This is a genomic window from Micromonospora sp. NPDC050397, assembly GCF_044901685.1.
Taxonomy (GTDB): Bacteria; Actinomycetota; Actinomycetes; order Mycobacteriales; family Micromonosporaceae; genus Micromonospora_G.
The window spans coordinates 1083861-1100840 of the sequence record NZ_JBJDPS010000001.1; the positions used below are offsets into that span (position 1 = coordinate 1083861).

Genomic DNA, 16980 nt, shown 5'->3' on the forward strand with positions numbered 1-16980 from the left:
ATGTGCCGGATCAAATCCTACTCAACAGATAGGTTATGGGTCCAGGTCGTTCCGGCTCCGGTCACCGCGTGCGGCATCGCCGGGCGCCGAGCGGCCGGTGGGAGCGGTGAGTGTTCGGTCGCGATGGTACGAACGGTCACTTGACCTATGCCGTCACTCAGTCCACCCTTCCTATCAAACAAGTAGGAAAACTTGGGATTGGATGATGATGAGACGTCCCCCGTACGGCCGGCTCGGCAGGCTGGCCACTCTCGCGGTTCTGGCCCCGGCGCTGCTCGGCGTCACCGCTGCCTGCGGCGGTGACGACGGTTCGACCGGCGAGGCCGGCTCCTCCGGTCCGGTGACCCTGCGTCTGGGCTACTTCCCCAACATCACCCACGCGCCCGCCGTGGTCGGAGTGGAGAAGGGGATCTTCACCGAAAAGCTGGGCTCGAACGTCAAGCTCGAAACCTCGACGTTCAACGCCGGACCGGCCGCGATCGAGGCGATCTTCTCCGGCGCGCTCGACGCGACGTACATCGGTCCGAACCCGACCGTCAACGCCCACTCGAAGTCCAAGGGCGAGGCCGTACGGGTCGTCTCGGGCGCCGCCTCCGGCGGCGTGGCGCTGGTGGTCAAGGCCGGCATCAACACGGCCGAGGATCTGCGTGGCAAGAAGATCGCCACCCCGCAGCTCGGCAACACCCAGGACGTGGCGATCCGCTACTGGCTCAAGGAGAAGGGCCTGACCACCACCAAGGAGGGTGGCGGCGACGTCTCGATCGTGCCCCAGGAGAACGCGCAGACCATCGAGACCTTCGGCACCGCGATCGACGGCGCCTGGGTGCCCGAGCCGTTCGTATCCCGGTTGGTGAACGCCGGCGGCAAGGTCCTGGTCGACGAGCGGGACCTGTGGCCGGACAAGAAGTTCGTGATCACGAACCTGATCGTGAGCACGAAGTTCCTCAAGGCCCACCCCGACGTGGTGAAGCGGCTGGTCGAGGGACAGGTCGCGGCGAACGAGTTTGTCAACACCAAGCCGGACGAGGCCCAGCAGGCCATCTCGGACCACATCGGGAAGATCACCGGCAAGCCGCTCGACCTCAAGCTGATCAAGCAGGCCTGGCCGACGCTGGAGTTCCTCAACGACCCGATCGAGTCCTCGCTCAAGGCCGGACTGGACCACGCCGTCGCGGTCGGGCTGACCCAGCCGGTCGACCTCAAGGGTCTCTACGACCTGACCTACCTGAACGAGGTGCTCAAGGCGCAGGGTAAGGCCGAGGTCCCGCTGACATGACGTCCGCCACCACGGCACCGGCCGGCGCGACCACCTCGGTCGCGCTGGCCGGCGTCACCAAGGTGTACGGCCGGGGCGAGAACGCCGTACTCGCCCTGGACCGGGTCTCCCTCGACGTCGCGCCCGGCGAGTTCGTCTGTCTCGTCGGCGCCTCCGGCTGCGGCAAGAGCACCCTGCTCAACCTCGTCGCCGGACTCGACCAGCCCAGCGGTGGCCGGATCGAGATCACCGACCGGACCGGGTCGGCCCCGTCCGTCCGGCGCCCGTCACCCGGCCTGATGTTCCAGGAGGCGGCGCTCTTTCCCTGGCTGACCGTCGCGGCGAACATCGAGGTGCCGCTCAAGCTGCGCGGCCTGTCCCGGGACGCGCGTCGGCAGCGGGTCGCCGAACTGCTCGACACCGTCCGGCTGCGAGACTTCGGCCGGCGGCGCCCGCACGAGCTCTCCGGCGGCATGCGGCAGCGGGTGGCGTTGGCCCGTACGCTCGCGCTCGACACCCCGGTGCTGCTGATGGACGAGCCGTTCGGCGCACTCGACGCGATGACCCGTGACCTGCTGCACGACGAGTTGGAACGGATCTGGACCGAGCGCCGGCTGACCGTACTCTTCGTCACCCACAACGTACGCGAGGCGGCCCGGCTCGCCGACCGGATCGTGCTGCTCTCCAGCCGCCCCGGCCGGATCATCTACCAGACCCCGGTCACCACGCCCCGGCCCCGCCGGATCGACTCCCCGGAGATCGCCGCCGTCGCCGCCGAGGTCACCGACCGGTTGCGTACGGAGGTGGGCCGCCATGGCCAGTGACACCGGCACGACCACCGTCCGGGCCGAGTCGGAGACCATCTCCGGCCTGGACGCACTCGAGATCGCCGCCAAGCAGAAGGTGCACAGCCCGGCCCGGCTCCTCTGGGCCGCCACCTGGCCCAAGCTCGCCGCGATCGGTCTCGCCGTCGGGATCTGGCAGGTGGTCGTCTGGACCGGTTGGAAGGACCCCTGGGCGCTGCCCGGTCCGGCCGCCGTCTTCGGCGACCTCGGACAGTACGTACGCACCTCCGCGTTCTGGGACGGCCTCGCCACCACCGGCCGACGTGCCGCGGTCGGCTTCGCGGCGGCCGTCGCGTTCGGACTGGCGCTGGGTCTCGCCGTCGCCCGGGTCCGCATCCTGCGCGCGGCCCTCGGCTCGATGATCACCGCGTTGCAGACCATGCCCTCGATCGCCTGGTTCCCCCTGGCGATCCTGCTGTTCCAACTCAGCGAGCAGGCCATCTTCTTCGTGGTGGTGCTCGGCGCCGCGCCGTCCATCGCCAACGGCGTCATCCACGGTGTCGACTACGTCCCGCCGTTGCTGCTGCGGGCCGGTCGCAACCTCGGTGCCAGCGGACTGAACCTCTACCGGTACGTCATCGCACCGGCCGCGCTGCCGGCGATCGTCGCCGGGCTGAAACAGGGGTGGGCGTTCGCCTGGCGCAGCCTGATGGCCGGCGAACTGCTGGTGGTGATCGCGACGAAGACCTCGATCGGCGCGCAGCTCGTCTACGCCCGGGAACTCTCCGAGGCGGAGCGCCTGATCGCGATCATGATCGTGATTCTGGTGCTGGGCCTGTTCGTCGACGCCGCCTTCGGGGCGGCGGACCGGGCCATCAGACGGCGGTGGGGCCTGCTGCGGACCCGCCAGTAGCCGACACCCGACCGGGAGGCAGTCTCCGTGTACGTCTCAGCCCGCAGCGACTACGCCATCCGCGCCATGCTGGCGATCGCGGCCGGCGGTCACGCCCACCCGGCTCACCTCGGTGGCGACCCGGTCGCCGCCACCGCTGGCGGTGCGGCCGGCGGTGGCGGCGAGTGGGTCAAGGCCGCCGTCCTTGCCACCGTGCAGGACATCCCGTTGAGCTTTCTCCAGGGCATCCTGCACGATCTGCGGCGGGCGGGACTCCTGCTCAGTCAACGAGGTCTGGACGGCGGTTACTCGTTGGCCCGCCCGGCGGCCGAGATCAGTGTCGGGGACGTCCTGCGCGCGTTGAGCGGAACCCTGACCACCGTACGTGGCCTGCCGACCGAGGCGGCCGACTACCACGGCGTCGCCTCCGAACTCGGCAACGTCTGGCTGGCCGTACACAGTGCCATCGAGGCGGTGGTGGACCGGACGACGCTCGCCGACCTGCTCGCACCCCACCGGCGGGCAGCCCGACCCGGTGCCGGCGGTTGACCGGCTGGGCGACCGGCCCCTGGGAGATCGCCCTCGCGGTCGTCCTCGGTGCCCTCGCCGCGGCCGTCGGTACGCCGACCGGCGTCTCCGGCGGGTTGCTCCTGCTGCCGCTGCTGCTGACCGTCTTCGGTCTCGGAGGTACGGTCGCCAGCGCGACGAACCTGCTCTTCAACGTCGTGTCCACCCCGGTGGGAATCGTCCGCCAGCGACACGTCGACCTCGGATTGACCCTGGTCCTGGTCGGCGCGGCGGTGCCGGCGGCGGTGGTCGGCGCGCTGGTCAACGTCTTCCTGCTCGGTGACTCGGCCGCGTTCCGGGTCCTGGTCGCCGGGTTGCTCGCGCTGGTCGCGGTCAGTTTGCTGCTGCCCCGGCCCAGGGCGGAGCGGGTGGCGCCACTGACCCGCTCGAACTGTGTCGCGCTGTTCGTCGTCGGTGCCGCCAGCGGTCTGCTCGGCGGCTTCTACGGGCTGGGCGGCGCGGTCCTGGCCGCCCCCGCCGCGCTGTTGCTCACCGGCTGGCCGGTGGTACGCGTCTCGGGCGCGGCGCTGGTCGCCACCCTGGTGGTCTCGCTCACCGGCCTCGCCACCTACAGCACGCTGAGCCTGGCCGGTCACACCGCCGTGCAGACCCCGCACTGGCCGCTCGGCCTGGCCCTGGGGGCGGGCGGGATCGTCGGCGGCTGGTACGCGGCCAGGCTCGCCGGGCGGGCACCCGACCGGTTGCTCCGGACCGTCCTCGCCGTTCTGGTCGGACTCGGTGCCGCCCGGCTCGCGTTGGCCTGAACGACCGATGCCGAACGATCGGATGGCGGAAAAGCCTTGCTATTCCTATCGGAAGGATAGGAATATGTTCGCGTGCTCATCGAGGTTCATCTCACCTCCCGCCGGGTCGTCGACCTGATGCGGGTCGCCTCGGGGCTCTGTCGCGGGCGCGACGCGGTCACCCCCTGATCGACGTCCCGTCACTGCCACGGCGGTAGCCACCACCGTCGCGCCACCCTCGCCGGCCGCGACCGTCCCGCCCCGGGACCCGGCCGCACCGCCCCGTTCACACCGGACGGTGACGGGACGGTCCACCCCTCCAGGTCACGACCCGTTCCCCTGGTCACGACCCGTTCCCCTGGTCACGACCCGTTCCCCTGGTCACGACCCCACTCTCCAGGTCACGACCCCTGGTCACGACCCCGCCCTCGGGGTCGCCCGAACCCGAAGGAACCCGATGAGCGAAGAACCCGATTCCCGTTCCGCCCCGTCGAGCACACCACCCACCGCGCCGGAGAGCCGGCTCGCACTGAACGAGGACTGGGCCGCGACCATCCTGGGACTCGCGCTGCTCGTGCTCGTCCTCGTCGGCGCGATCCCCACCGGGCTGGTGCCCTGATGACCGCCGACGCGACCCGTACGCCCAACGACACCACCTCCGCGACCGCCACACCCACGACCGCCACGCCCGGCGACGTCGCGGCCACGACATCCGCGCCGGTGACCGCCACGCCCGACGACGCCCCGGGAACCGCGACAACCGGCCCCGTCGACGACGACACGACCGGCGTCGCCCCGGCCAGGTCCGGTGAGTTCTGGGCCTGGACGATCCTCGGCCTGCTCGTGGTCCTCGGCCTGGCCGCGCTGACCCGCTACCTCGAACAGAACGTCCCGGTCTTCTTCGAGGACACCGACCTGGCCGACTTCGCCGGCGCGATCGAATACCCGGTCTACGCGATTCTGCTCGGCCTGCTAGGAAACGTACTGGTCACCCTGCTCGGGATTCGGGACCGGATCGCCGCCGCGTTCCGGACCGAGTTCTTCATCAAGACCGGACTGGTGCTGCTCGGCGCCTCGATCAACCTCTCGGTGATCGCCAGCGCGGCCGGTCCGGCGATCGCGCAGGCGATCCTGCTGATCAGCGGCGTCTTCCTGTTCACCTGGTGGCTGGCCGGCAGGTTCGGGGTGGACGACAAACTCCGGGCACTGCTCGCCTCGGCGGTCGCGATCTGCGGGGTCAGCGCGGCGATCGCGGCGGCCGGAGCGGTACGGGCGCGGCGGGAGCAGCTCGCGTACACCGCGAGTCTGGTCATCCTCTTCGCGCTGCCGTCGATCTTCATCCTGCCCTGGCTCGCCGACGTGCTCGGACTCTCCGACGCGGTCGCCGGTGCCTGGATCGGCGGCAACATCGACACCACCGCGGCGGTCACGGCGGCGGGCGCGCTGGCCGGCGAGGAGGCGCTGCAGATCGCCAGCATCGTCAAGGTCACCCAGAACGCGCTGATGGGTGTCGTGGCGGTCGCGCTCACCGCGTACTTCACCCTCCGGGTCGAGCGCCAGCCCGGCGCGAGTCGCCCCGGGCGGGGTGAACTGTGGCGCCGGTTCCCGAAGTTCGTACTCGGCTTTGTCGCCGCGTCGGTGATCGCGACCTGGTACCTGGACGGTGCGGGCGCGGACGGCAAGGAGGTCATCGGCGTGGTCAACGACCTTCGGGTCTGGTTCCTGATCCTGGCGTTCGTCAGCATCGGACTGGAGTTCCGGGTCGCCTCGCTGCGGGAGGCGGGCTGGCGACCGATCGCGGTCTTCGCCAGCGCCACCGTGTTCAACCTGGTGCTCGCGTTGGCGTTGGCGTCGGTGCTGTTCCGCGGCTTCGCCGGTTGACGATCCGGTGACGGTGCCCCGGTGGTCGACCCCGGCCGCCGGGGCAGCGTCGTATTTCGGACCCGGTAAGACCTTGACGACCCCCGATACGTTGGCCTGACCGTCGACAAGCGACCCGGGGAGTTGTCGTTGCGCAAGCGAGCATGGGGTCGACTGCGTCACCGCACCGCGACCAGCCCGGGGCAGCTCTCCGTGGCGCTGGGTGCCGTGCTGCTCCTCGGCCTGACCTTCGGCCTGGTCGGTGCCCTGACCATGCGGAACAGCGTCAGCCTGGTCCGGGACGTGAGCGTGCGCAGTGGGCCGTTGAGCGTGCAGGCCCAGGACATCTACCGGTCGTTGTCGGACGCCGACGCGACGGCCGCGAGCGCGTTTCTCGGCAACGGGGTGGAGCCGGCCGAACTGCGTACCCGCTACCTGGACGACATCGCCCGGGCGAGCGCGACCATCGCCACCGCGTTGCGTGGTGCCGAGGGGGAGAGCGCGGCGGCACTGGACGTGCTGGTGGTGCAGGTGCCGGTCTACACCGGGCTGGTCGAGGCCGCGCGCACGTACAACCGGCAGGGGCTGCCCCTGGGCGGCGCCTACCTGCGCGAGGCGTCGGCCCTGATGCGCCAGACCATCCTCCCGGCGGCCCAGGACCTCTTCCGTGCCGAGTCGTCGCGCCTGGTGCAGGCCCAACGCGCGGTGGCGAGCGTGCCGTGGGCGGCGGTGCTGCTCGGCCTGGCGCTGCTCACGCTGCTCGTGGTGACCCAGGTACGGCTGCGGCGGATGACCAACCGGGTGCTCAACCGGGGACTGCTCGCCGCCACCCTGGCCGCGGCGGTGGGGCTGGCCTGGGTGACGATCGCCGTCGCGGGCGCCGCCAGCGATATCAACGACGGCAGGCAGCGGGGTTCGGCTCAGGTGACCATCCTCGCCGAGGCACGTATCGCCGCACTTCAGGCCCGCGCGGACGAAGGGCTCACGTTGATCGCCCGGGGCGACGGGGCCGTCTTCGAGCGGACCTTCACCGAGACGATGGAGCGGCTGGTCGGGGCCGACGGGTCCGGCGGCCTGCTGCTGCGCGCGCACCAGCAGGCGCCCGACGACGCGGCCCGGTCGGTGGTGGAGGACGCCCAGGCCCAGGCCCGAAGATGGCTCGACACCCACCGCAGGGTGCGCGAGTTGGACGACAGCAGTCAGCATCTCGAAGCGGTGCGGTTGGCGACCGGCAGTGCCCCGGACAGCGCGGCGAACGCCGCCAACCAACTCGACGCGGCGCTGGCCAGAGGCATCGCGGATGGTCGGCGGCACTTCGACCGACAGGCGGTGAGCGCCGCCGACGCGCTCGGCGGCGCCGACGTGGCGGTCGCCCTCCTGGCCGTGCTGCTCGCCGCGGCCGGATCGTTCGGGCTCTACCAGCGGATCGCGGAGTACCGATGAACATTCGACGACTGTCCGCCCTGGCCGTGGCCGCCACCCTTCTGCTGACCGGCTGCTCGGCGCCGGCCGAGCCACCCCCGCCGGACGACAGCGGGGTCACCGCGGTGGTGCCCCGCCCGCTCAACGTCAAGGACCCGGCCGACGTACCGAGTCCCGCGCCGCCGCCGCCCGCCTGTGATCCTCGGGCGAGCCTGCGACCACCGGCCTCGATGCCGGCGCCGGGCCGAATGCCCGACGGTACCGCCATGGCAACCATCGCCCGTCGTGGTCGGCTGCTCGTCGGCATCGACCAGAACGCCTACCTGATGGGGTTCCGCGACCCGGTCAGCGGGGAGATGACCGGCTTCGAGGTCGACCTCGGCCGGGAGATCGCGAAGGCCATCTTCGGTAACCCGGACGCGGTGCAGTTCCGGGCGATCACCACCGCCGACCGGATCCCGGTGATCCAGCGGCGCGAGGTCGACATGGTGATCCGTACCGTCACCGCCACCTGCGAACGTGCCCAACTGGTCGCGTTCTCCAGCGAGTACCTCACCTCGTACCAGCGGCTGCTGGTCAACCGGGGTTCCGGTATCAAGAGCTTCGACGACCTGGCCGGCCGCAAGGTCTGCGCCACCAGGGGCAGCACCAGCATCGTGAAGATCCAGAGCGCGCCGTCGAAGCCCGTCGCGGTCTCCACCGACAGCACCCTCGACTGCCTCGTACTTTTGCAGCAGGGCCAGATCGACGCGGTCTCCACCATCGACGTCCTGCTGCTCGCGCTCGCCGCGCAGGACCCGGGCACCGAGGTGGTCGGTGAACCGATCACCGACGAGCCTGCCGGGGTGGCGATGTCGCTCGACACACCGGAACTCGTCCGGTTCGTCAACGGGGTGCTCGCCCGGATGCGCGCGGACGGCACCTGGACCGAGCTCTACCGACGCTGGCTCGGCCGGTTCGGCGAGGTGCCGGCACCACCCGTCGCGCGCTACCGGGACTGACCGTGGGGACCGGCATCCACCCGATGAACCGTACGGACGTCGACCGGGCGATCGCCGAGATCGGCCGTGGACACGAGACGGTCGCCGCCGCGCTGTACCGGATCGACGCACACGAGTCACGCGGCTATCTCGCCGGTGCCGCCGTCACCGGTGCCACCGCCGCGCTGTGGCAGGTGGCCCAACCGCGCATCGACCCGCTCTGGCAGAGCTTCGTCGGACTGGGCGAGGTGCTGGAGCGGCTCCGGCAGGTACGCGGCGGCCGGCAGCGGCCCCCCTCGGCCACCCTGACCGAACTCACCCGACTGCTCACCGCACCCGTGCCGGGCGTCGACGTACCGCCGCACGCCTTCGCGCTCGCCCTGGCGGAGAGCTGCCTGGAGGTGATCGCCGTTCTCGACCGGGTCGGCGAGGCCCGGGCCGCCGTCGCCACCCGGGCCGCCGAACTGGAGTCCGGGCTGGACGTCGTCACGACCGCCGAGACGGCCCTCTCGACCGGGCGGGCGAGCACGGCGGCCCGGCTCGGTGCCACCCTCCGACAGCTTCACCACGCCGCTCTCGGTGACCCCGTCGGGGCCGAACCCCACTCCGGCGAGTGGGCCCGGCTGGGCACCGCGATCGCGGCGGCGGTCGGCCGGTTCGAGGAACTGGCCCGGGTCCGGGCCATGCTGCCCGAGCGGCTCGCCGCCCTCGACGGTGCCGTGGAGGTGCTGGTACGCGCCCAGGGGCGGGAACGGTCGGCGTACGACCGGGCCGTTGAGAAGATCGTTGATCCCGGCCTGCCGGAACCGGTCGACCTGGCGACCGAGATACGACGCGCCGCCGAGGCACTGGGCCGTACCGTTCCGCCGCGCGCCGAGGGCTGGGCCGGGCTGATGGCCCGACTCGACGCCCTGGACGGGGAGACGGCCGCCGGTCTTGTCGCCGCCGAAGCCCGTGCCGCCACGGCGGAGGGGCTGGTCGGGCGGCGGGACGAACTGCGCGGGCGGTTGCTGGCCTACCAGGCGAAGGCGGGTCGGGTCGGCCGGGCCGAGGACCTGCGGCTGGCCGCGCTGCACCGGACCGCCCGGGATCTGCTCTGGAGCGCGCCGTGCGACCTGCGCGCGGCGACCCGGGCCGTCTACGCCTACCAACAGGAACTGACCGGCGACGTCGAAGGGAGCGCGGGATGACCGCGTGTGCGCGTCCGGACTGCACCGGCTCGTACGGGCCGGAGGGTTACTGCGACGAGTGCGGACGCAAGGCGCCCGCCGGCCGGACCGGCGCACCGGCCGCCGGTCCGCTACCGGTCACCGCCGGGTCGACCCCGAGCGCGGCCATGACCCGGGGTACGGCGTCGTCGAGCGGTCGGACCGGCGCCACCGGCACCGGCCGGGGTCGACTCGGCGCCGGGCTGCTCGACGTACCCCGGATGCCACGCCGGGATCCCACCTCGGCGGTGCTGACCGACCCGCAGGTGCCCGAGTCGCGCAGGTTCTGCGGCAAGTGCGGCCACCCGGTCGGCCGCGGCCGCGACGGGCGCCCCGGCCTGGTCGAGGGGTTCTGCCCCAACGACCGGACGCCGTACTCGTTCCGCCCCGGGCTGGAGCCGGGGACCGCCGTCGCCGACCGGTACGAGGTCCTCGGCACCATCGCGTACGGCGGGCTCGGCTGGATCTACCTCGCCCGCGACCGCAACGTGGGCGACGAGGTCAGTGACCGCTGGGTGGTGCTCAAGGGACTGATCGACTCCGGTGACGCCGACGCCACCGCGGCGGCCATCACCGAGCGACGGTTCCTGGTCGAGGTGGACCACCCCGCCATCGTCAAGATTTACGACTTCGTGTCCCACCCGGACCCGCGTACGTCCGAACGGGTCGGCTACATCGTGATGGAGTACGTCGGCGGGCGTTCGCTGCGGGACGTCTACCTCGGCCAGCCCGTGGTCGGCGGATCGCGGCAACCGCTGCCGCTGCCGCACGTGATCGCGTACGCGCTGGAGATCCTGCCGGCCTTCGGTTACCTGCACGAGCGGGGCCTGCTCTACTGCGACTTCAAGCCGGACAACGTGCTGCACGCCGACGACCGGGTGACGCTGGTCGACCTCGGCGCGGTACGGCGGGTCGACGACAACGTGAGCGCGGTCTGGGGCACGGTCGGCTACCAGGCGCCGGAGGTGGAACGGACCGGGCCGTCGGTCACCTCCGACCTCTACACGCTGGCCCGGTCGATGGCCGTGCTCAGCTTCGACTTCCGTGGCTTCACCTCGACCTACGTGGACAAGCTGCCGGACGCGGCGACCGTTCCGCTGCTGGCCCGCGAGGAGTCGTACCACCGGTTCCTGCGCCGTGCGACGCACCGGGAGCCGGGGCGCCGCTTCGGCGACGCCGCCGAGATGGCCGAGCAACTGCTCGGGGTCCTGCGGCAGGTGCTCTCCGGTGCCGACGGCGTGCCCCGGCCGAGCGTGTCGGCCCAGTTCACCGGCGAGCGGCGGGCGTTCGGCACCAGGGCGGGCCAGGTCGACGCCGACGGGTCCGGCTACGACACCGTCCCCGACGGTGCCTCGATCGCGGCCGGTCTACCGGTCCCGCAGGTCGACCCGGCGGACCCCGCCGCCGGCTTGCTCGCGACGGTGCAGACCGCCGACCCGCAGGTGCTGGCCGAGGCGCTCGCCTCGCTCGGCGCGACCGGTACGGAGGCGGCGCTGGCCGTCGTCCGGGCCCGGATCGCCAGCGGGGACCTCGCCACCGCGCGTACCGAACTCGCCGCCGTCGACGCCGGGGGCGACTGGCGGGTGGACTGGTACGGCGGGCTGATCGCACTGGCCGGCGGGGACCCGGCCACCGCCCGCCGCGCGTTCGAGAGCGTGTACGACACCCTGCCGGGCGAACTCGCCCCGCAGCTCGCCCTCGCCGCCACGGCCGAACTGGTCGGCGACGGCGCGGCGGCGCGTACGTTCTACGAGCGGGTCTGGCACACCGACCGGGCGTACGTCAGCGCCGCCTTCGGCCTGGCCCGGATCCTGTCCGCCCTCGGCGACCGGGCCGGCGCGGTGGCGATCCTCGACACCGTACCGGAGAGCTCCAGTCACAGCGGGCTCGCGCAGATCGCCGCGGTCCGGGCCCGGCTCGGTGCCGAGGTGGCGCGGCTTGCCGAGGCGGAACTGCTCGATGTCTCGTCCCGGGTCGAGCGGCTGGGCCTGGACGTCGAGCGGCGGGCCTGGCTGACGATCGAGACCCTGCGGGCGGCGTTGGACTGGGTCAGGGCCGGCAACGCCGGTGCCGGGCGGGTGTTGTCGCACACGCTCTCCGAGCGTGAGTTGCGGTTCGGGCTGGAGCGGGCGTACCGGGTGCTGTCGAAGGTCGCCGCCGACCAGGAGACCCGGATCGGGCTGGTCGACCGAGCCAACGCGGTACGCCCACGGACCTGGTTCTGACATGGCCGACTGTCCGAACTGCGCGCTGCCCGTGGGTGAGGGCGACCGGTTCTGTGAGTCCTGCGGCGCCGAGGTGACAGTGGACTCGGGTCGGCTGTCGTCCCGGTCCACCGCGTACAACTGCGGCTCCTGCGGCGGGACCGTCGGCGGGCACGGCTACTGCGACGCCTGCGGGCGGCGCCAGCCCGTCGGCCGGGACCGGTGCGAACTGGACCTCGGCACCGTCGCGGCGGTCACCGACGTCGGTCGGCACCGGGCACGCAACGAGGACGCCATCGCGGTCGGCGTCGTACGCGGTCACCGTGTCGCCGTCGTCTGCGACGGGGTCTCCTCCTCGCCCAACGCGGACGCCGCCGCCCACGCCGCCGCCGACGCGGCGCTCGACACCCTGCTGCGGCTGCTCGCCGACGGTACGGCGGCGGAGGCGGCGACGGTCGCGGCGTTCCGGGCGGCGGAGCGGGCGGTGGCGACCCTCGACCGATCCGGTGCGGGTGACGCGCCGGCCTGCACGTTTGTCTCCGCCGTGGTGACCGGGGAGCGGACGGTGACGATCGGTTGGGCGGGCGACAGCCGTGCCTACTGGTGGGCCGACGGGGGACCGGAGACGGCCCGCTGCCTCACCGTCGACGACTCACTCGCGGGTCAGCTCGGTGCCGCCGGAGTCGACCCGTCCCGGCTGTCGCTGTCGGCGGACGCCTTCGGCCTGACCCGCTGGCTCGGCGCCGACGCCCCGTCGGGAGATCCCCACCTGGTCACCTTCTCCCCGCCGGGAGACGGGGCGGTGGTGCTCTGCTCGGACGGGCTCTCCCGTTACCTGCCGACCCCGGACGCGCTGGCTCATCCGTTCGGGGGAACGGCCGGTCCCGCCCGGACCGTCGCGAACCGGCTCACCAGCTACGCCCTCGACGCCGGCGGGGCGGACAACATCGCGGTCGCCGTGCTGCCCGTACCCGTGCCGCACCGTCGCGGCGAGCGGGAACAGATTCACGATCACCCGGACCCGGACGGCTCCACCGAGGGCGCGGAAATCGAGAGGAGTGACCGAACATGAGCGACGTCCAGGCAGAGGTCTTCCAGAACGAGTATCTGGCCGAGGGCGCGACGGTCGCCGACGCGGTGATCACCGTGACCATGGCGACCGACGGTGGCGCGGCGGTCCGGCGGGCGGGCGCCTCGGCGGCCGAGGTCATCATCATCGACTGTTCCGGTTCCATGCACGGCGAACGGCTGGTGCAGGCGAAGAAGGCCGCCGGGGTGGCGATCGACACCCTCCGCGACGGGGTGGGTTTCGCGGTGGTCGCCGGATCCGCGGGCGCGGTCACGGTATACCCGCCCGGCCGGGGGATGGCCGTGGCGTCCCCGGAGACCCGCGCCTCGGCGCGGGCGGCCCTGCGTACGCTGAGAGCCAGTGGCGGGACCGCGATCGGCACCTGGCTCCTGCTCGCCCGCGACCTGTTCCGGGCGTTCCCGGCGGAGATCCGACACGCGATCCTGCTCACCGACGGCCGCAACGGCGAGGCGGCCACGACGCTCCAGCGCGCGCTCGACGCCTGCGCCGGCACCTTCGTCTGCGACAGTCGGGGCGTCGGCGCCGGCTGGAGCGCGGCGGAACTGGTGAAGATCGCCGAGACGCTGCTCGGCACGGCCGACGGGATGAAGGATCCGGCCGACCTCGCGGCGGACTTCCAGATGATGATCGAGGCCGCGATGGGCAAGACGATGGCCGACGTGTTCCTGCGGGTGTGGACGCCGGCCGGAGCACGACTGCGGTTCCTGAAGCAGGTCCACCCCGAAATCGTCGAGCTGACCGAGCGGCGTACCGAGGTCAGCGCCCGGGTCGGCGACTATCCGACCGGCTCGTGGGGAGAGGAGAGCCGCGACTACCACCTCTCCGTCGAACTCCCCGCCGGTCTGGTGGGGGAGGAGATGCTGGCCGCCCGGGTGAGCGTCACCAGGGGCGACGAGACGATGGCCCAGGCGCTGGTCCGTGCCGTGTGGACGGACGACACCGTCTACTCGACCCGGATCAACCAGAGGGTCGCCCACTACACCGGGGAGGTCGAGCTCGCCGAGGCGATCCAGCAGGGCCTCGCGGCCCGACAGGTGGGTGACATCGCCACGGCCACCGCCCGTCTCGGCCGGGCGGTCCAGATCGCCAACGAGTCCGGGCGCTCCGACACCGTACGGCTGCTGGCCGGGGTGGTGGAGGTGACCGACGCGCGTACCGGCACGGTGGTGCTGAAACGACGCTCCGACAACAGCGACGTCGACGTCGACGCCGAGATCGCGGCCGTCACCTCCCGCAAGACCACCCGCGTACGCCCGGTCTGAGGAGAGCCATGCCAATCTGTCCCCGGGGCCACGAATCCGACCTCGACGACTACTGCGATGTCTGTGGCGCGGCCATCTCGGGGCTGTCCGCGCCCGGTCCGGCCCGTCCCGGGGTGGACCCGCCCCAGCGGGCCCGTACCGGGGCGGTGCCGCCGCGTACGGGTCCGTCGGTCTGCCCGGACTGCGAGAACCCGATGAACGGACGGTTCTGTGAGCGGTGCGGGTTCGACGCCCTCGCGGTCCCCGCCCCACCGGTCGCCACCGACCCGACGGACCCGATCAGCCCGAACGCTCCGCGCACGACCAGCCCGAGTGCCCCGGGTCCGACTAGCCCGAGCGTCCCGGGTCCGATCAGCCCGAGCGGCTCGACCGGTCCGGCCGGGTCGGCTCCGGAGGCGCCGCCACCGGTGTCGGCACCGGGTGGACCGCCTCCGTTGGGGGACGACGCGGCCCGCCCGCAGGACCGCGTACCAGCGGCGGGGTGGCACGCCGTGGTCAGCGCCGACCGGGCCCACTTCGACCGGATCCGTACGGAACACGGCACCGACCCGGAGATCAACTTTCCCTGGTTCTGCCCGGACCGGCGGTTCTCGCTCGCCTCCGCCCAGGTGGTGATCGGTCGGCACAGTCGGTCGAGGGGGATCTATCCCGACATCGACCTCACCGGACCGCCGGAGGACTCGGCCGTCTCGCACCTGCACGCCCTGCTGGTCGCCCAGCCCGACGGTTGGGCGGTGGTGGACCTCAGGTCGGCCAACCGTACCTACGTCAACGACCAGGTCGAGCCGATCCCACCGGAGAAACCGGTGGTGCTCCGCGACGGCGACCACATCCACGTCGGCGCCTGGACCAGGATCACCCTGCGAGCGGGGCCACTTCCTTAGTGACCGCGCCCGGCGGCGGCTCGGTCACCGCCGGACCGGCGCCGCTGCGGCCCGACGCGTGACCGCTACCGACGCGGGCGAAAGTGGTTCCGGACCACGTAGGCGGTGACCTGCGCACCGATCCTCGCGCCCTGGACATCGGCGGTACGGGTGTGGATGCCACCCCAGATGCGGGCACCGATCACCTCCTCGATCGCGTGCGAGAAGCCACGGAACGACCGGGTGGTACCCGAGTCGGCGCTGTGCGCACTGAACGGGATGTCGTCACGGCCGAAGAAGTACGCCAGCGCCGACATGCTCGCCGCCGTGAAGCAGGTGTGCCCGGAGGTGAAGTCCGGGTGTGGCGGCGTCACCAGCAGCGGGGTCCAGGTGGGATCGGCCACGGTGGCCGGGTTGCCGTCCGTGTCGGCGAGTTGGACCGCGGTGACCGGCCGCCAGAAGTTCCACCGCGCCTTCTCGTTGTAGCAGGCGGTCGTGGCATCCGCCTCGGCGAGATCGACCATCGCGAACATCCGGGCCGACTGGAGCGGGTTGAGCCGCTGGGTGGTGGCGAGCTGGCGCTTGATCTCCCATTCGCCCAGGTGCCGGTCGTGCCACCAGATCGCGGCCTGGGTCTGGTCCAGCGTGCGGACCGTGCTGGTGGCCGAACCGATCGTCTTGACCTCGTTCAAGTCCCGGGCGTAACGGTCGCTGGTCAGTGCGGGCGGGCCGGAGGTGCGGAACATCGACGCACTGGGGATGAGGAACGGCTTGAGGTAGCCGACCCACGCCCCGGTGTCGGTGAACGTCGGCGGGGTAGGACGCCACTGACCGGGTTGGCTGCCGACGCGCCAGGTCTGGTCGCCGAACGCCCCGTCGTCCCGTCGGGCCGCGATCATCGCGGCGGCCGCCCGGGCGCCGACGGTGATCCCACGCCGTTTCGCCGAGCTGTCCGGGATCGCCGCCAGCGACTCGTCGTACTGCGTGCGCAGCCGTGCCCGCTGCTCCGGGAAGAGGGCGTCCAACACCAGGTGCGCGGCGGTCGCGACGGCCGCGCCGGTCGACTCGGTGCCGTTGGCCGGTGGCGCGGTCAGGTAGGGCTGGTACGGGGTGCCGGCGATGGCGTTCACCGCGTCGTAGACCGCGCCGTGCACCATCGCGAAGCTGCGGGCCTGCACCTGGGGCTGCTGGCCGGCGACGTCCCAGATCGCCGTCTGCGCGTTGCGGTCCCAGACGATGACGGCGTTCTCCGTGGTAGGCACCCTCGCCGCCGACGCGGTCGGCGGGTCGAGCGCGACCGCCGCGCCGACCGTGAGGGTCGCGGCCAGCGTCGCTCCCAGCACCCGCCGCGCCATGCCACCCTGAGTTGTCATGATGATCCGTCCCATCGCCGGCAAGCTCGATCGGATGACGGACATCGACGGTGGTGCCCGTCCTGTCGCACGTTACCCGTACGGGCCCGCCGCCACGTGCCCGTACCGCGTCGGGATCGGCTGGTGCTCGTACCACGACTGCTCGTGGGGCGAGACCGGGCGGTACGCGGCCAAGGCGCGGCGGGGTACACCGCCGCCCCCCGCCCCGATCCGGTGCTGCTGGACCTGAACATGCCTCGGACAAACGGCCGGGAGACGCTTCGCGAGATCAAGTCGGACCCGGGACTCAAGGCCATCCCGGTGGTCGTCTTCACCACCCCGTCCGTCGACACGGACGTGCTGGCGAGCTACGGGGAGCACGCGGACGCGTACGTCACCGAGCCGATCGACCTGGACGACTTCGACCGGGTGGTCCAGGAGATCGAGGAGTTCTACGGCCGTACGGTCACCCGGCCGAAAGCGGACTGACACCCGCC

16 protein-coding genes are annotated in these 16980 nt (G+C 72.1%); 15 read left to right on the top strand and 1 reads right to left on the bottom strand.

Features of this window, described 5'->3' with window-relative positions; translation table 11 throughout:
• Positions 1–208 precede the first annotated feature (208 nt).
• The 14 genes from ACI2K4_RS04285 (at position 209) to ACI2K4_RS04350 (ending at position 15152) form a co-directional block, all read left to right on the top strand.
• Complete coding sequence (locus tag ACI2K4_RS04285; protein ID WP_404509182.1) at positions 209–1276, top strand: ABC transporter substrate-binding protein; 1068 nt, start codon at positions 209–211, stop codon at positions 1274–1276.
• Positions 1273–2079, top strand: a complete 807-nt coding sequence (locus tag ACI2K4_RS04290) for an ABC transporter ATP-binding protein (RefSeq protein WP_404508609.1) — start codon at positions 1273–1275, stop codon at positions 2077–2079. The genes ACI2K4_RS04285 and ACI2K4_RS04290 overlap by 4 nt, the downstream gene beginning before the upstream one ends.
• Positions 2069–2953: an ABC transporter permease gene (locus ACI2K4_RS04295; RefSeq protein WP_404508611.1), complete on the top strand. Its 885-nt coding sequence runs from the start codon at positions 2069–2071 to the stop codon at positions 2951–2953. Before ACI2K4_RS04290 ends, ACI2K4_RS04295 begins: the two co-directional genes overlap by 11 nt.
• A 27-nt stretch (positions 2954–2980) precedes the next feature.
• A complete protein-coding gene (locus ACI2K4_RS04300; RefSeq protein ID WP_404508613.1) occupies positions 2981–3481 on the top strand; it encodes an RrF2 family transcriptional regulator in 501 nt (166 codons plus the stop codon).
• Positions 3478–4263, top strand: a complete 786-nt coding sequence (locus ACI2K4_RS04305) for a TSUP family transporter (protein ID WP_404508615.1) — start codon at positions 3478–3480, stop codon at positions 4261–4263. Before ACI2K4_RS04300 ends, ACI2K4_RS04305 begins: the two co-directional genes overlap by 4 nt.
• Before the next feature lie 436 nt (positions 4264–4699).
• Entirely contained in the window at positions 4700–4861 is a 162-nt protein-coding gene (locus tag ACI2K4_RS04310) for a hypothetical protein (RefSeq protein ID WP_404508617.1), read from the top strand.
• Positions 4861–6123: a YeiH family protein gene (locus ACI2K4_RS04315; RefSeq protein ID WP_404508619.1), complete on the top strand. Its 1263-nt coding sequence runs from the start codon at positions 4861–4863 to the stop codon at positions 6121–6123. The genes ACI2K4_RS04310 and ACI2K4_RS04315 overlap by 1 nt, the downstream gene beginning before the upstream one ends.
• A gap of 129 nt (positions 6124–6252) precedes the next feature.
• Entirely contained in the window at positions 6253–7545 is a 1293-nt protein-coding gene (locus ACI2K4_RS04320; protein ID WP_404508621.1) for a hypothetical protein, read from the top strand.
• Complete coding sequence (locus ACI2K4_RS04325) at positions 7542–8525, top strand: glutamate ABC transporter substrate-binding protein (RefSeq protein ID WP_404508623.1); 984 nt, start codon at positions 7542–7544, stop codon at positions 8523–8525. Before ACI2K4_RS04320 ends, ACI2K4_RS04325 begins: the two co-directional genes overlap by 4 nt.
• A gap of 23 nt (positions 8526–8548) precedes the next feature.
• A complete protein-coding gene (locus ACI2K4_RS04330; protein WP_404508625.1) occupies positions 8549–9694 on the top strand; it encodes a hypothetical protein in 1146 nt (381 codons plus the stop codon).
• A complete protein-coding gene (locus ACI2K4_RS04335; RefSeq protein WP_404508626.1) occupies positions 9691–11937 on the top strand; it encodes a tetratricopeptide repeat protein in 2247 nt (748 codons plus the stop codon). Before ACI2K4_RS04330 ends, ACI2K4_RS04335 begins: the two co-directional genes overlap by 4 nt.
• Position 11938: 1 nt before the next feature.
• Positions 11939–12988 carry a protein phosphatase 2C domain-containing protein gene (locus ACI2K4_RS04340; RefSeq protein ID WP_404508628.1) on the top strand — a complete coding sequence of 350 codons (1050 nt, stop codon included), beginning with the start codon at positions 11939–11941 and terminating at the stop codon, positions 12986–12988.
• Positions 12985–14268, top strand: coding sequence for a VWA domain-containing protein (locus tag ACI2K4_RS04345; RefSeq protein WP_404508629.1), 1284 nt, complete (start codon positions 12985–12987; stop codon positions 14266–14268). The genes ACI2K4_RS04340 and ACI2K4_RS04345 overlap by 4 nt, the downstream gene beginning before the upstream one ends.
• Before the next feature lie 8 nt (positions 14269–14276).
• On the top strand, positions 14277–15152 hold the full coding sequence (locus tag ACI2K4_RS04350) for an FHA domain-containing protein (protein ID WP_404508631.1): 876 nt from the start codon (positions 14277–14279) through the stop codon (positions 15150–15152).
• A gap of 65 nt (positions 15153–15217) precedes the next feature.
• Here the strand turns inward: ACI2K4_RS04350 and ACI2K4_RS04355 are convergent, their stop codons facing one another.
• Positions 15218–16504, bottom strand: coding sequence for a phosphatase PAP2 family protein (locus ACI2K4_RS04355; RefSeq protein ID WP_404508632.1), 1287 nt, complete (start codon positions 16502–16504; stop codon positions 15218–15220).
• 123 nt (positions 16505–16627) lie between these two features.
• Here ACI2K4_RS04355 and ACI2K4_RS04360 point away from each other — a divergent pair, with 123 nt between their 5' ends.
• A complete protein-coding gene (locus ACI2K4_RS04360; RefSeq protein WP_404508634.1) occupies positions 16628–16972 on the top strand; it encodes a response regulator in 345 nt (114 codons plus the stop codon).
• Positions 16973–16980: the final 8 nt, after the last annotated feature.